The sequence below is a fragment of the Bradyrhizobium sp. genome (assembly GCF_019242285.1).
Lineage (GTDB): Bacteria > Pseudomonadota > Alphaproteobacteria > Rhizobiales > Xanthobacteraceae > Bradyrhizobium.
This window is the reverse complement of the sequence record NZ_JAFAVV010000728.1, coordinates 1-14,767: the sequence shown is the minus strand read 5'-3', so window position 1 is coordinate 14,767 and position 14,767 is coordinate 1. Positions and strand designations below refer to the sequence as shown.

Here is a 14,767-nt window from a genome sequence, read left to right as displayed (position 1 = left end):
GCTCTCGTTGAAACTCTTGAGCTTTTTGGAGCGACCATATTTGCACAAAGACGAGTCGATTCAATGGCTTGAATCTTCTTGTGACTCAGTACGACTAAGGCGCGACTGCGTCCGCCGTAGCTCGCAGAGCGAAGGTGGAAGCGCCGTGCCCACCATGTTTCAGCGAACATGATGCTGAATGGTGGGCACGCTTCCGCCTTCGCTCGTTGAGCTACGGCGGACGTGGTCGCTTAGCCCACACTGCGCACTTGCACTTCCCGCGTGCTACACCGTCGTCACCTTCCGCGCCGGCGACGCGTGCCTGGTCTCGCCGCCCTTCACGTCGGCATAGTATTGCGGCGCCTCGCGGCGATCGAAACGGCCGTAGTCGCGGATGACGCGGACGCTGCGATGCCGCAGCTTCTCGATGCCCTCGATCGGCTTCGGCGCCCAGGCGCTGGCCGCCTTGGCGTCCTTCCAGGCCACCAGCAGCGCCATCTTGCCGGGATTGTAGATGCTGGCCCAGATGTCGTAATCGATGACCGCATCATCCTTCACGTCGAGACCGAGATGCGCCGGAAGCAGATTGGCCTGTGCGGTCACCGCCGCATCCTTGCGCGGCGTGATCTCGGTGAACGTCACCAGTTTCGCCGCGCCCACCTCGGTCTCGTCGAAGCGCCGTTCCAGGATCGGTGCCTCCTTCGGCGGCGCGGTGTCGGCCGTCACCTCGCCGACGCGCAGGTGATAATCCCTGAAGATGTCGAAGCGGCCCTTGGCCTGGGTGGCATGATGCTCGGCCTCGGTGCGCCAGCGCACCACCGATTTCTCGTCGCGCCAGGTCGAGTGCGACAGCACCCAGCCGGGCCGGCGCCGGCTCTCGAAGCGCTCGTTGTCGACGAAGCCGTCGATGGTTTCGAGAATCGGCTTCAGATGCTTGGCGAGCTTGAGATAGTCATCCTTCCTGCCCTCGCCGGGCAGCACTTCGAAGATCACGGAAAACATGCGTTTCTCCTTCGTCTTATCACGCAGGCACGGACGCGGCGTCGTCGCCACGCAGGAAGTCGATGCTCTCGCGCCGTAGCGCGAGCCGCATCGATTCGAGATGCATCAGGTGGGTGCCGCGGCCGATCTTGACGTCGCGCTTGATCGGCGATCGCGCGAACGCGTCGAACAGCCAGCGTGCATCGTCGTCGGGAATCAATCCGTCCCATTCGCCTCTGACGATCGCGACCGGTGCGCGGACCTTGGCGGGATCGTAGGCCAACTGTCCGTGCCAGGCCTTGATGATCTCGCTGAACGGGCCGAGTGGCGTCTTGACGCCGTGCGGCTCGCGCCTGCGGCTTTCCGGATCGGAGTCGAGATAGCGCTCGCTCCATTCCTCGAAATGCGACCGCGACAGCACCGGTGGCTCGCCGGCGGGCACGTCCTCGATGAATCTGTTCCATTGGTCCTGAGCCGTCACGATGCGCCAGGCCGGAAATATCGGCGGCGTCTCGTAGCGTCGCGGCCCGCGCCGGCCGATCGGGCCGAACAGCACCAGGCGATCGACCGCCTCGGGATTTTCTCCGGCGAAACGGCAGGCCGGCATCGATCCCCAGGAATGCGCGATCAGCGAAAGCGCCTTCAACTCCTGATGCGCCAGGATGAAGCGGACCGCCGCCGTGACCTGCTGTGCGGCATCTTCTGCGATGCAGAGCGGCGGATTGTCACCCGGCGGAAGCTCCATTTCCGGATAGCGGTCGGAGTGGCCGAAGCCGTGGAAGTCCAGGCCCCAGACGTCGAATCCGGCCTCGTTGAGCGCGTCGCGCCACGATTTGCCGTCGAAGCGGTGCGCGATCGACAATGCCGATGGAAACGTCGCGCCATGGACATAGAGCACCGCGCGGCGCGGACGGAACGCCGTGCCGGCGGCAGGCAGAAAGCGCAGAAACAAAGACAATCCGTCGCGCGGTCCCGGAATGCGAAAATGCTCCTCGCGCGGATCGAGTTTCGTCGCGACCGACGTGTTCGGCATGGCGAAAATCTCCGTCTCGTTACGCGCAACAACGCGGGCCGGCGGCGGCTGGTTCAGCCCGTCACTTCGACGATGCTCGAAGTGACGGTTGTTGTCTTGCGTTGCCTTGCGTCAGAGATGAGCGCAGGAAGATCGGGCGCAAAGCCCGATGTTCCTGCACGGAACGCAGGGAGCCGCGGGCGGCTCACAGCAGCGTGTATTGCGCGCGTTCGCGCTTTGCGAGGAGCGGCAGCGCCTCGCCGGCGACATGGGCCTTGAAATGCGCGCTGTCCTGATGCGCCTTGAACGCGGCCTCGTCGCGAAACAACTCATAGAACAGGAACTGCGCCGGATTGTCCTTCGACCGGCCAATCAGGAACAGTTTCGCGCCGGGCTCGCGCTGCGCCTCGGGGAGGAAGCGGGCCAGGATGGAAGCCACTTTGTCCGCCTCGCCTTCCTTGGCTTCCCACTGCGCGACCACGAGCAGCCCGCCGCCGCTGACGGCGTCGTTGATCGTGGTTCCGTCGATTGCATATCGGGTCATGATCTTCTCCTTTTGACTTGCCTTGGTTCGCGAGCGAGGAGGTAGCACGCGCCACCACGATTACAATTCGATATTTGACGAATTGTGATTGTAACCCTTCGATGCCGATCGAAACGAGGATGTCCGGCCGAACGGCATCGGCGGCTCGCCGCGGTGCAACGTCGCGCGGGTCGGGGATTCGCCGTCGATATCCGCGGATGCGGGGCAATCTCGCCCTTGTGCCCGACGCCGACATCTCTCTAGAAGGAAGCTGAAGTCTGGACCGGGTCGCTCATGGATATTCTGAAGGTACGTGATACCAATGACGTCGGAGAGGTGGTGCGTGCGGCGATCGCCGGCGAGCAGCCGCTCGAGGTCATCGGCCATGGCAGCAAGCGGCGGATCGGCCAGCCGATGGCGACCAACGCGGTGCTCGATCTGTCGGCGCTGAGTGCGGTGGTCTCCTACGAGCCGAGCGAGCTGATCATCACGGTCGCGGCAGGCGCGCCGCTGTCGGACGTGACGTCGCTGATCGATTCCAAGAACCAGCAGTTCGCCTTCGAGCCGGTCGACACCACCGCCCTCCTGGGTCTGCCTGGGCCCGGCACCGTCGGCGGCATGATCGGCGCGGGGCTGGCCGGGCCGCGTCGCGTCAGAGCCGGCGGCGTCCGGGACCATCTGCTCGGCGCGCATGCGGTCTCCGGCTACGGCGAAACCTTCAAGACCGGCGGCAAGGTGGTCAAGAACGTCACCGGTTACGATCTCTGCAAATTGCTGGCGGGTTCCTGGGGCACGCTCGCGGTCATGACCGAGGTGACGCTGAAGGTGATGCCGTGTCCCGAGGCCGAGCGCACCCTGGTGTTGCGGGGGCTGGACGATCTCGCCGCCAACCGCGCGATGACGGCGGCGCTGAGCTCGCCGTTCGACGTTTCGGGCGCGGCGCATCTGCCGGCCTCGGCGCTGCGTGGCGGCGCAAGGGCGCTGGATGGGCTGGGGACGTCGGGGCAGGCGGTGACCCTGTTGCGGCTGGAGGGTATCACCGCGTCCGCTAGCCAGCGTGCGGGCTCGTTGGCCAGGACCCTGGCGCCGTTCGGGACGGTCGAGATGCTCGAAGACGCGGTCTCCGCGGCGGTCTGGGCGGCCGTCCGGAACGTGCAGCCCTTCGCGGCGGCGGGCGCCCTGGGCGCGGGGGTGGTGTGGCGCGTCGTCTGCCCGCCGGCCGCGGGTGGCGCGCTGGGGCAGGCGCTGGCCGACGCGACTGGCGGCGACGTGATCTATGACTGGGGCGGCGGATTGATCTGGGCGGCGCTGCCGCCGGAGGCCGACGCCCATGCGGCGCTGGTGCGCCAGCGCGCCGCGGCCGCCATGGGCCACGCCACCCTGATCCGGGCTCCGGAGGGGGTGCGTCGCGAGGTCGACGTCTTCCAGCCGCAGGCGGGCGGTGTCGCCGAATTGAGCGAGCGGGTGCGCGCGAGCTTCGATCCGAAGCGCATCCTCAACCGCGGCCGGATGCGGCGGGAAGGGTGAAATGAAGACCGAATTCAGCCTGGCCCAGCTCGCCGACCCCGACATCGCCGAGGCCGACAAGATCCTGCGCGCCTGCGTCCATTGCGGCTTCTGCACCGCGACCTGTCCGACCTATGTGCTGCTCGGCGACGAACTCGACAGCCCCCGCGGCCGCATCTACCTGATCAAGGAGATGCTGGAGAAGGAGCGTCCCCCGACGGCGGAGGTCGTCAAGCACATCGATCGCTGCCTGTCTTGTCTTGCCTGCATGACGACCTGCCCCTCGGGGGTGAACTACATGCATCTGGTCGATCAGGCGCGGGTCCGGATCGAGGAGACCTATTCGCGGCCGCTCTCGGAGCGGCTGCTGCGAACGGTGCTCGGCCGCATCCTGCCGGCGCCGAAACTGTTCCGCCTGAGCCTGCGGCTCGCCCGATTCGCCGCGCCATTGTCGGCGCTGCTGCCCGCGTCTGCGGGGTTATCCACAGCCCCGACGCTGCTGCGACGCGCGCGGGCCATGCTGGCGCTGGCGCCGGACCGGTTGCCCGCGCCGGGACCCGGGGGCGGCAGCGTGTTCGCCGCGCAGGGTCCCCGGCGGGGCCGCGTCGCACTGCTGCAGGGCTGCGCGCAGCAGGTGCTGGCGCCGCGAATCAACCAGGCCGCCATCGGCGTGCTGACGCGCCATGGCATCGAGGTCGTGCTGGTCCGGGACGAGCAATGCTGCGGCGCGTTGACCCACCATCTCGGTCACGACGATGACGCGCTGGCGCGCGCCCGCGCCAATGTCACGGCCTGGACCGCCGAGGCCGAGCGTGGGGGCCTCGACGCCATCCTGGTGACCACCTCCGGCTGCGGAACCGTGATCAAGGATTATGGCTACCTGCTGCGAGAAGACCGCGATTTTGCTGGCGCGGCGGCACATGTCTCGGCGCTCGCCAAGGACATCACCGAGTATCTCGCGGGCCTCGAATTGCGGCCGCCCTCAGGGCCGTCACAACAGCGATTCGGCGACGTCACCATCGCCTATCACTCGGCGTGTTCGCTGCAACATGGGCAGAAAATCACAACTCTTCCGAAAGAATTGCTTTCCAAGAGCGGATTCGTGGTGAAAGATGTACCAGAGAGTCATTTGTGTTGCGGTTCGGCGGGGACTTACAACATCCTTCAGCCCGACATTGCGACCCGATTGCGCGATCGCAAGGTCGCCAACATCGCAAGCGTCGAGCCGGACATGATTGCGGCGGGCAATATCGGATGCATCATGCAGATTGCCAGCGGCACATCGGTCCCCGTCGTGCACACGATTGAGCTTCTCGATTGGGCGACGGGCGGTCCAAAGCCAGGATCGAACCGATCGAATGTCTCCCGCGCGCAGGCAGGCGCGGACGACTTGAACGCCTGATGACATTGATCGGCGGCATTTAGGAGGATCACGATGGCGAAAGGGAAGAAGAGCAAGAAGGGTAAAAAGGAAAAGAAGAAAAAAACCCTGACGGCGAAGACGTCGGCGAAGAAGGCTTCCAAGAAGGCAGCCAAGAAGTCCGCGAAGAAAGCGGCGAAGAAGGCCAAGACTGCGAGCAAGGCGGCGAAGAAGCCGGCCGGCAAGGCCAAGGTAGCCAAGAAGGCGGCCAAGGCGCCGGCGAAGAAGGCTGCGAAGAAGCGGACGCCGAAGCCGGCTGCTCCCGCTTACACGCCGGAGCCCGCGGAAGAGGTTTCGGAGTCTTCCTCCTCGGCGCCGAGCTGGGCGACCTCCGACTCCAGCCACGCGTCATCGTGGGAGCATAGCGCTGCCTCACATGGCGACGACGACCACGGCAGCTAGCCGATCGAGGCGCTGCTGAGTCATCTTCAGGCTCAGAGGGCCGCGGTCTTGACCGCGGCCTTTTTGCTCGCCCGCCCTTTGGCCGATTGCGCAGGCTGGCGGGCATGCGATGTCCCCAAGCAACCTCTGATTCGCTGAAGACCGAGGGCGGATTGATCAGCACCACAGCGGGCATTCGCCCGTCCGGCTACGGGCGCCCAGGCCGCCCGGTTTGTTGTCGGAATGCAACACCGTCACGGCAAGTGTGACTGAAACACGCCGAACGCCCAAAAAGTCGGCAGTTGCTTCACTTTTTTGCTTCACCGGTCTGAGGCCGCGTTCCACATTGTGGCACTGGTTATGAAGTTGGGGTGCGGTCTGGTGTTTTGATGCCCATTGGGGGGCGAGCCGGCTGGTCTCAGACAGATGATGGGGATCGTCATGAAGAAAGTGGTTTTGCTGGCAACGGCGCTGGCGATGGTCACGGGTTCCGCCTTGGCGGCCGATTTGCCCGTGAAGGCGGTGAAGGCACCGCCGCCGGCAGCGTTCGATCCCTGGGACGTCGCGTTCGGCGGCGCCATCATGAACGATTACATCTTCCGCGGCGTCACCCAGTCGAACCACAAGCCGTCGGTCGCGGCCTACTTCGAGCCCCGCTACAACGTGACCAAGGACCTGCAGCTCTATGTCGGCGTGTCCGGCGAGAGCATTTCCTTCGCCAACCGTGCAGCCGCGGAAGTCGACGTCTACGGCGGTATCCGCCCGACCTTCGGTGCCTTCGCCTTCGATATCGGCGTCTGGGGCTACCTGTATCCGGGCGGCACCTGCCAGTTCGGCGGCAACGGCTTCGACTTCGCTGGGAATTTCCAGGGCACCGAGTGCGCCACCAACTTCCTGCTCAACGGTAACACCATGAAGAAGGACGTCAGCTTCTTCGAGGTCTACGGCAAGAGCACCTACACGGTTAACGACAACTGGCAGTTCGGCGTGACCGAATTCTACACGCCGAGCTTCCTGAACTCGGGCGCCTGGGGCAACTACAGCTCGGTCACCGGCAAGTACACCGCCCCGGGCACGATCTTCGGCAGCAGCGGCGTGGGCATGTATGTCTCCGGCGAGTTCGGGCGCCAGTGGTTCGGGACCACCGACAGTTTCTACGGCACTCCGGTATTCCCGAACGGCATTCACTATGCTGATTACAACACCTGGAATATCGGCATCGGCTTCACCTACAAGGTGTTCACGCTCGATATCCGTTACTCCGACACCGATCTGTCGAAGGGTGATTGCAGCGTGTTCACGGGCGCTTTCAATGCCACCCCCGGAACCACTACGGTTACCGGCAACAATCCGCTCGGGACCAGCTCGAACTGGTGCGGCGCGGCCGGCATCGTCAAGCTCTCGGCCGACCTGACCGCGATGACGAACCTGAAGTAAGGCCGACGGCTGGAGACGACGACCATCAAAGGGCGGCGGAGCGATCTGCCGTCCTTCTTCTTTTCTGACGTATGCGCCGGAGCAAGTCCGCGCCACAGCCTCAATCGTCCGTCTGCTTGCGCCGCGCGGCGACCGATCCGCCGCCACCTTTGAGGGTGTCCGGTGCGCGGTCGGCCAGCGCGAACTGTCCGCCGGCGGGCACCAGCACGATGCTGCGCTGATGGAACGCTTCCAGCGTCGAGCGGTGCCCGATCGAGACGAGGGTGGTCTGCGGCAGCCGCGCCTCGAGCAGGCGGTAGAGCTTCGCCTCCGAAGGTTCGTCCAGCGACGCGGTCGCCTCGTCGAGAAACAAGAATTGCGGCCCATGCAAGAGCGCGCGGGCGAGGCCGAGCCGCTGCTGCTCGCCTGGTGACAGCATCCGGTTCCAGTGGGCCTCCTCGTCGAGCCGCGGCGCGAGCGCGGAAAGCCCGACCGCGTCCAGCACCTCGCGCACCCGCTCGGCGCCGAACCGCTCGGCTTCCGCCGGATAGGCGATCGCAGCTTTTAGCGAGGCGATCGGCAGGTAGGGACGCTGCGGCAGCATCATCAGTGAGGCGTGGGCAGGGATCGCGATCATGCCGGAGCCGAACGGCCAGATGCCGGCGATGGCGCGGAACAGGCTGGACTTGCCGGCACCGGATGGGCCGGTGACGAGGGTGTTTTCATGGGCGCGCAGCGTGAAGTCATCGGCCGCGACCAGTGGCCTGCCGTTCGGCAGCCTGACCAGGAGCCCGGCGAGATCGATGTCGTGCCTGCCGTCGGCGCCGACCACGTCGATCGAAGGGCTCTCACCGGCCGCTGCGACAGCTCCGTCGATCGAGGTTTCAAAACCGTCGAGACGGGCGAGGATCGCGCGCCACTCGGCGAGGCTGCGATAGGTCGAGACGAAGTACGACAGCGCCTTCTGCACGCTGCCGAAGGCCTCGCCCGTCTGCACCATGGCGCCGAGCTCGATCCTGCCGGCGAAATAGGCCGGCGCGACCAGCACGAAGGGGATAATGAGCGCGGTCTGGTCGAAGCTCTGGGTGAAGAACATCAGGCTCTTGGTCCGGCCCATGATGCCGTGCCAGTTGTCGATGACATGGCCGAACCGCGTGGACAGACGCTTGCGCTCCGCGCTCTCGCCCCGGAGCAGCGCGATCTGCTCCGAGTTCTCGCGGGTCCGCACCAGGTTGAAGCGGAAATCGGCTTCGTATCGCTGCTGCATGAAATTGAGGTTGACCAGCGGCGCGCCGATCCATTGCGTGATGACGGTGCCGATCACGGCGTAGAGCAGCGCGGCCCAGACCAGGAAGCCCGGGATTGCGAGCGGGCTGCCGAGGACATACAGCGGCGCCGCTTCGGAAAGTCCCCACAGGATCACCACGAACGACGCCAGCGACACCACCGAGTTCAACAGCCCGAGGCTGACGCTGAGCGTCTGGTCCACGAACAGCTTCACATCGTCGCTCATGCGCTGGTCTGGGTTGTCGGCGGCATCGCCCTTGAGCTGCATGCGATAGTGCACCGGCCCGTCCAGCCAGTGGGCGAGATAGCGGCTGGTCATCCAGCGCCGCCACCGGATCTGGAGCCATTGATTGAGATAGAGCTGATAGACCCCGAGCAGGACAGAGCTGAAGGCGAGGACGGTAAAGATCAGGATCTGGTGGACGAATCCCTGCCAATCTCTCTCCTGCAGCGTGTTGTAGAAATGGTTGCGCCAGAAATTGATCAGCACGTCGATTCCCACGCTCGTCAGCTCGAGCGCGATCACCGCGGCCAGCAGTCCTCTGCCCGCCCATTTGTCCTCGGAATTGAAATAGGGAGCGGCAATTCGCCATGCGATGGCGAGCGTGGCGCGAATGGTCTTCACAGGTGAACCTCGCTGGAGGGGGAGCGGATCAGGCCGAAAATATCGGACAGCCTTTACGTATGCTTCGACTAAAGTCGTAAGTACAACGATCCGGGCTGGCTTGTCCGAGCCTTTGACCAGACCCTAGCATGGGCACAACGGCGAGAGACGGGGCGGCTTTCTCACTTCGCGAGCTTTTGAGCGGGCTTGGCATGTCATGCGCTGCCGGTTTTCCGGGCGCATCGCTCATTGTCAGGGCAGCCGGCAAAACGGCGAGCGCCAGTCCTGTCGATCAAGTCAACCGTTGGCCGACCGTCCACGCCGGCCGGGAACGGGAAAGTCGCGTGGGGAGGAAGTGCAATGTGGAACCAGGTCTATAATCCGCTCGGCAGCGCGGCGCTGTCGACGATCGCCGCTGCGATACCGGTGGTGTCGCTCTTGGTGATGATCGCGAGCGGCCGGGTGAAGGCGCATGTCGCCGCCGTCATCGCGGTCGTCATCACCAACCTGATCGCGATCTTCGTCTTCACCATGCCGGCGGGCATGTCGATTCGCGCCTCCCTGCTCGGTGTCGTGTCGGGCTTCTTCCCGATCGGCTGGATCGTGCTCAACGTCATCTTCCTCTATCAGGTCACGGTTTCGACCGGGAAGTTCGAGCTGTTGAAGCGCGCGGTCGGCGGCGTCACCGAGGACCGCCGTCTGCAGCTCCTGCTGGTCGCGTTCTCGTTCGGCGCCTTCTTCGAAGGCGCATCCGGCTTCGGCACGCCAGTTGCGATCACCGGCTCGATCCTGATCGGGCTCGGCTTCTCGCCGCTCGCGGCCTCCGGGTTGTCGCTGATCGCCAACACCGCGCCGGTGGCCTATGGCGCGCTCGGCACGCCGATCCAGGGCCTTGCGTCGGTAACCGGGCTCGATCCCTACATCCTCGGTGCGATGGTGGGCCGGCAGTTGCCGGTGTTCTCCCTGATCGTGCCGTTCTGGGTGGTATGGGCGTTCGCAGGCTGGCGCGGCATGAAGGACGTCTGGCCGGCCATCCTGGTGACCGGCGTCTCATTCGCGATCCCGCAATTCGTGATCTCGAACTACGTCAATCCCTGGATCGTCGACATCGGCGCCTCGCTGATCTCGATGGGCTGCCTGATCCTGTTCCTCAGGGTCTGGCAGCCGAAGCAGCTCTGGCTGTCACCGGCGCTGAGCGGCCAGGATGAATCGGCTGCGACCATGGCGAAGGCGCCACCGCTCGACAAGACGCCGCTCACGCAAGGCCAGCTCTGGAGCGCGCTGCTGCCATGGATCATCGTCTGCATCGTGATGCTGATCTGGGGCAACGGCGCCTTCAAGACCTGGGCGAACTCCATCTTTGCCTGGAATTATCCGGTGCCGGAGCTGCACAACATGATCAACCGGGTGCCTCCGGTGGTGGCGAAGCCGACGCCGGAGGGCGCCACGTTCGCCTTCACCTATCTGTCCTTCACCGGCAGCGGCATGCTGATCGCGGCGATCATCTCCGGTCTCTTGATGGGGCTGTCGCCGGCCAAGCTGGTGGCCGAATATGGCCGCACCATCCGCCTGTGCGCGATCTCGCTGATCACGATCTCGGCGATGCTGGCGATCGGCACGCTGACCCGTCTCGGCGGGGTCGACGCGACGCTCGGTCTCGCCTTCGCCGCGACCGGCGTGCTCTATCCCTTCTTCGGCACGCTGCTCGGCTGGCTCGGCGTGGCGCTGACCGGATCGGACACCGCCTCGAATATCCTGTTCGGCAATCTGCAGAAGATCACCTCCGAGCAGATCGGCCTGCCGTCCGTGCTGATGGCCGCCGCCAATTCGAGCGGCGGCGTCATGGGCAAGATGATCGACGCCCAGTCGATCGTCGTGGCCTCCACCGCCACCAACTGGTACGGCCATGAAAGCTCGATCCTGCGCTACGTGTTCAAGCACTCGATCGTGCTGGCCTGTCTGGTCGGCCTGCTCGTGACGCTGCAGGCCTATGTCTATCCGTTCACGGAGCTGGTGCTCAAGCCGGCGCAGTGACATGACGGTGACGTGACAAAAAATCCCCGCGATGCCGGCAGGCTTCGCGGGGATTCTGTCTCAGGCTCGCGTGTTTACCAGCCGATCCACCTGCTGCCGCGCCAGTAGCCGCGGCCCTCGTGCTCGCGGAAGACGAACCGCTCACGCGGACCCCAGTGCCAATTGTCCTCGTGGACGACCACTCCGGCTTCGTGCGGATAGTCGAAGGCCTCGTGGGTGTGCCAGCACACGTTGCCGCGGCACACGATCGCGGCGGATGCGCTCATGGCCGAACCGGCCAGCATCGCAGCGCCCAGCACGGCGCCGGCAGCGGCTTTGGTCAGAAGTCTCATCTCGTCTTCTCCTTGACTAGCGGGACATTGCCCGGTTGCTCAAACAGGCAAGGCGGTTTCTCGTTCCCGTCTGTCCGCGCAAAATGCGAGAAATAAATTTGAGAGAGAAAAATGCCGCTTGGCAGCCTTCGTCCGATGAACGGCTGTTCATGTCGCTGCGCAACGAGAGGTGCAACTCCCACTGCTGTGTCGCGAATGCACCTGTGGCGCGCGGCTTGACGACGATGACATGGAAAATCTGGCCAAGGGTGTTGCGGTCGGATAAGCCGAGCCGGGCAAGAGAAATATCTTCGAGGGGCTGCATGCGTTTGCTCAAAACGGCTTTGAGACCGATCGGCGTCGCCCTGATCTTCTTTGCAACCTTTGCAGGCACGCCTCACGCCAAGGCCGAGGACGGCTTCCCCTTCGGCATGGAAATGACGCTGGATGGACCGCCGCAGCCGGGATCAAAGCGCATTCCGGATCTCGACATCAGCGACAACGGCACGGTCGTGCTCGAGCTGTGGTGCAAGGGCGGCAAGGGCCAGTTCTCCGTCGCCGGCAACACCGTGATCTTCGTGCCTGGGCCGATGCAGGATCGCTCCTGCCCGCCCGCGAGGGCGCAGGCCGACGATGAATTGCTGGCCGCCTTGAGCGAAGCCACCACTTGGCGGCGTCAAGGCGACGCGGTGACCTTCGGCGGCGCCCGCACGCTGCGCTTTCACATCAATACGAATTGAGCCGCAATCGTGGGGCGGATTAGCCCACGCTGATCCGCCCTGCGAACGACGAAACGCGAACTGAGCTGTGGCCGCCCGCTATTTCCATGCCGACTTGTCGGCGTCCCAACGCTGGGCCTTCAATTCCTTGGCGAGCGCCTCGATCGAGCCGGTGTCGTCGCGCTCCTCGCTTTCCTCGTCGCCGGTCGATTCGTCCGACAGATTGAGCTTGGCGCCGGCGCTTTCATCGGAGGTCGTTGTGACGGGATTGCCGATCCACAGGATCAGGCGGTCGGTCTCACCCGGCTTGTCGGGCGCGACCAGGCCGGTGACCTCGATCGTGTCGGTGAGGCTGAGCGCGGGATAGAGCTGGCTCGGCCGCTTGAAGCGCAGCCGCAGCTTCCCGGTGGTGGCGCTGAAGCTCGCATTGTCGGGCTTCGCCGCGAGCGTTTTGGCGAGCACGAGGGAAATCGTCGCCATCAATTTGTCCTTGTTGATCTTGCCGCCTTCGCGCCAGTCGGCGGCGGCGAAGCGCATCGTGCGATCCATCTGCACGGCGCCCGCGGTCCAGCCCGCTGTGACGACGCCGGGCATCGCCTTGGCCTTCGCGATCAGCTCGGCCGCGTGGTCGGGATCGACCGACAGGCTGATGGTCTGCTGGCCGGCGCGGAGCGCGTCGCAGGTCACATCGAGGCTGCCGAGGCTGACCTCGACGTCCTGGCCCTTCAAGCTCTTCAGCAACTCCAGCGCCGCATCGAGCTTGACGCGGACACCGATCGCTTCGGGCGAGACCTCGGTGAAATCCTTCGGCTGCGCATTGATGCCGTCATCGACGGTCTGGCTGTCCAGGAATTCGCGTTCGCTGACGTCGGTATTCTCGCTCGAGGCGACTTCGGTGACCTTCTGGCCGATGGTGATCTGGCCGCGGAAATCGAAACCGTCGCCGTTCTGCTTGCGCTGCAGCTTGACCGTGACCGGCGACTTCTCGCCGAGGCTCTGTGTGGTTCCCGTCATGGTTTGGCCGCTGACGGCCAGATTGACGACGAAGCGGTCCCGCCGGCTGGAGCTCTTGTCGGGATGATAGCAGACGTCGAGCGTGGCGGCGCTCACGGTCTTGCCCTGCCGTGTCTCCTTCAGGACGACGTCGGCGTCGCCATTCATCAGGCCGTCGATGGCGGTGAAATACCGCACCTCGGTCGCGTTGGGATCGGGCTTGGTCGAGAGCTTCATCTGCGCCGTCGCGAGACCGGGAACGGCCGCCATCAGCCCAGCCACGAGAACCAGAAGCGCGCGCATGCGAAATTCCTCGAAGGTGAATCGGCTTCGTCTTTACCAGCAAACCGGTGCGTCATCCGCCAAAAAGAAGGCCGGCCGGAGGCAGGCCGCGACGTGATCGCGCCGCGGCTTCGCGTCACGCGCGCACGGCGGGCTCTTCTCTGCTCTCCAGCTTGTGACGCAGCTCCGTCATGACTTGGCGGGCGGTTTCGATATCCTTGACGGCAAGTCCGTCGGCGAGCCCATTCACCCAGGGAAGCTGCGGGCGCATGGCCGCGTCGAACGCCTGGCGTCCCTTGTCGGTCAGAACGACCAGTTGTGCCCGGCGGTGATGCGGGTTGGTCCACCGCCGCCTTTCGCGCCGCGTTCATGCATCCCGAGTTCAGGGCGCAGCTTTCGGCCTATCCGTCGTCGGCCATTGCCTCCCTGCATCTCTTTCAGAAGGTCGCTGTTCCGGGCATCTGCGTTGCCTAGATTGCCGACCGCGTGCAGCTTCACCCAAAAAGAAGGCCGCCAGAGGCGGCCTTCTTGAATTTTGGAATGCTGGATAGCGGCCGGCTCAGAAGCCCATGCCGCCCATGCCACCCATGCCGCCACCGCCGCCGGGCATCGGCGCTGCCGGCTCCTTCGGCAGTTCGGCGACCATCGCCTCGGTGGTCACCAGCAGGCCGGCGACGGAGGAGGCGTCCTGCAGCGCGGTGCGCACCACCTTGGCGGGGTCGATGATGCCCTTGGCGACGAGGTCGACATAGTCCTCGGTCTGCGCGTCGAAGCCGAAAGTCTCGGACTTGTCCTCCAGCACCTTGCCGACCACGACCGAGCCTTCGAGCCCGGCATTCTCGGCGATCTGGCGCAGCGGCGCCTCCAGTGCCTTGAGCACGATGTTGATGCCGGCCTGCACGTCCGGGTTCTCGTTATGAATGCGGCCGACCGCCTTCTTGGCACGCAGCAGCGCGACGCCGCCGCCGGGCACGATGCCTTCCTGCACCGCCGCGCGGGTGGCGTTGAGCGCGTCCTCGACGCGGTCCTTCTTCTCCTTGACCTCGACCTCGGTCGCGCCGCCGACGCGGATCACCGCGACGCCGCCGGCGAGCTTGGCGAGCCGCTCCTGCAGCTTCTCGCGGTCATAGTCGGAGGTGGTCTCCTCGATCTGGGCCTTGATCTGCGCCACGCGCGCCTCGATGTCCGGCTTCTTGCCGGCGCCGTTGACGATCGTGGTGTTCTCCTTGTCGATCACGACCTTGCGGGCGCGGCCGAGCATCTTCACCGTGACGTTCTCGAGCTTCATGCCGAGCTCATCGGAGATCAGCTGGCCCCCG

The 14,767-nt window shown here is 65.0% G+C and carries 14 protein-coding genes and 2 pseudogenes; 7 read left to right on the top strand and 9 right to left on the bottom strand.

Annotated elements, in window-relative coordinates; genetic code table 11:
• Positions 1-264: 264 nt before the first annotated feature.
• The 3 genes from JOY90_RS29500 to JOY90_RS29490 all read right to left on the bottom strand — a co-directional run bounded on the left by JOY90_RS29500 (position 265) and on the right by JOY90_RS29490 (position 2,516).
• Positions 265-981, bottom strand: coding sequence for an antibiotic biosynthesis monooxygenase (locus JOY90_RS29500; RefSeq protein ID WP_291694617.1), 717 nt, complete (start codon positions 979-981; stop codon positions 265-267).
• Between the two features lie 19 nt (positions 982-1,000).
• On the bottom strand, positions 1,001-1,993 hold the full coding sequence (locus JOY90_RS29495; protein ID WP_291694616.1) for an alpha/beta fold hydrolase: 993 nt from the start codon (positions 1,991-1,993) through the stop codon (positions 1,001-1,003).
• A gap of 184 nt (positions 1,994-2,177) precedes the next feature.
• Positions 2,178-2,516: a putative quinol monooxygenase gene (locus JOY90_RS29490; RefSeq protein WP_291694615.1), complete on the bottom strand. Its 339-nt coding sequence runs from the start codon at positions 2,514-2,516 to the stop codon at positions 2,178-2,180.
• A 273-nt stretch (positions 2,517-2,789) separates the two neighbouring features.
• Here JOY90_RS29490 and JOY90_RS29485 point away from each other — a divergent pair, with 273 nt between their 5' ends.
• The 4 genes from JOY90_RS29485 (at position 2,790) to JOY90_RS29470 (ending at position 7,239) form a co-directional block, all read left to right on the top strand.
• On the top strand, positions 2,790-4,022 hold the full coding sequence (locus JOY90_RS29485) for an FAD-binding protein (protein ID WP_291694614.1): 1,233 nt from the start codon (positions 2,790-2,792) through the stop codon (positions 4,020-4,022).
• A gap of 1 nt (position 4,023) precedes the next feature.
• Positions 4,024-5,403 (top strand): glycolate oxidase subunit GlcF, encoded by a 1,380-nt coding sequence (glcF, locus tag JOY90_RS29480; RefSeq protein ID WP_291694613.1) that lies wholly within the window; start codon positions 4,024-4,026, stop codon positions 5,401-5,403.
• Between the two features lie 33 nt (positions 5,404-5,436).
• On the top strand, positions 5,437-5,823 hold the full coding sequence (locus tag JOY90_RS29475; RefSeq protein ID WP_291694612.1) for a hypothetical protein: 387 nt from the start codon (positions 5,437-5,439) through the stop codon (positions 5,821-5,823).
• 420 nt (positions 5,824-6,243) lie between these two features.
• Positions 6,244-7,239, top strand: a complete 996-nt coding sequence (locus JOY90_RS29470) for a TorF family putative porin (protein WP_291694611.1) — start codon at positions 6,244-6,246, stop codon at positions 7,237-7,239.
• Positions 7,240-7,339: 100 nt separating this feature from the next.
• Here JOY90_RS29470 and JOY90_RS29465 read toward each other — a convergent pair whose 3' ends face one another.
• Entirely contained in the window at positions 7,340-9,130 is a 1,791-nt protein-coding gene (locus JOY90_RS29465; protein WP_291694610.1) for an ABC transporter ATP-binding protein/permease, read from the bottom strand.
• 339 nt (positions 9,131-9,469) lie between these two features.
• Between JOY90_RS29465 and JOY90_RS29460 the strand changes: the two genes are divergently transcribed.
• Positions 9,470-11,143 (top strand): L-lactate permease, encoded by a 1,674-nt coding sequence (locus JOY90_RS29460; protein ID WP_291694609.1) that lies wholly within the window; start codon positions 9,470-9,472, stop codon positions 11,141-11,143.
• A gap of 74 nt (positions 11,144-11,217) precedes the next feature.
• On the opposite strand, the gene JOY90_RS29455 is transcribed toward JOY90_RS29460, so the two are convergent.
• Together JOY90_RS29455 and JOY90_RS29450 are read right to left on the bottom strand one after the other, a co-directional pair.
• Positions 11,218-11,475, bottom strand: coding sequence for a hypothetical protein (locus JOY90_RS29455; protein ID WP_291694608.1), 258 nt, complete (start codon positions 11,473-11,475; stop codon positions 11,218-11,220).
• A 16-nt stretch (positions 11,476-11,491) separates the two neighbouring features.
• Positions 11,492-11,779: a hypothetical protein gene (locus JOY90_RS29450; RefSeq protein WP_291694607.1), complete on the bottom strand. Its 288-nt coding sequence runs from the start codon at positions 11,777-11,779 to the stop codon at positions 11,492-11,494.
• On the opposite strand from JOY90_RS29450, the gene JOY90_RS29445 reads away from it, so the two are divergent.
• Positions 11,778-12,194, top strand: coding sequence for an META domain-containing protein (locus JOY90_RS29445; protein WP_291694606.1), 417 nt, complete (start codon positions 11,778-11,780; stop codon positions 12,192-12,194). The genes JOY90_RS29450 and JOY90_RS29445 overlap by 2 nt on opposite strands.
• A gap of 78 nt (positions 12,195-12,272) precedes the next feature.
• On the opposite strand, the gene JOY90_RS29440 is transcribed toward JOY90_RS29445, so the two are convergent.
• Both JOY90_RS29440 and JOY90_RS29435 read right to left on the bottom strand, forming a co-directional pair.
• Positions 12,273-13,469 carry a hypothetical protein gene (locus JOY90_RS29440; protein ID WP_291694605.1) on the bottom strand — a complete coding sequence of 399 codons (1,197 nt, stop codon included), beginning with the start codon at positions 13,467-13,469 and terminating at the stop codon, positions 12,273-12,275.
• Positions 13,470-13,584: 115 nt separating this feature from the next.
• A pseudogene (locus tag JOY90_RS29435) lies at positions 13,585-13,791 on the bottom strand (MarR family transcriptional regulator); the annotation flags it as partial.
• Between JOY90_RS29435 and JOY90_RS29430 the strand changes: the two are divergent.
• Positions 13,782-13,922: pseudogene (locus JOY90_RS29430) on the top strand (antibiotic biosynthesis monooxygenase); the annotation flags it as partial. The pseudogenes JOY90_RS29435 and JOY90_RS29430 overlap by 10 nt on opposite strands.
• Positions 13,923-14,007: 85 nt before the next feature.
• Here JOY90_RS29430 and JOY90_RS29425 read toward each other — a convergent pair.
• A partial coding sequence (locus JOY90_RS29425) for a TCP-1/cpn60 chaperonin family protein (RefSeq protein ID WP_291694604.1) occupies positions 14,008-14,767 on the bottom strand: 760 nt, incomplete at its 5' end.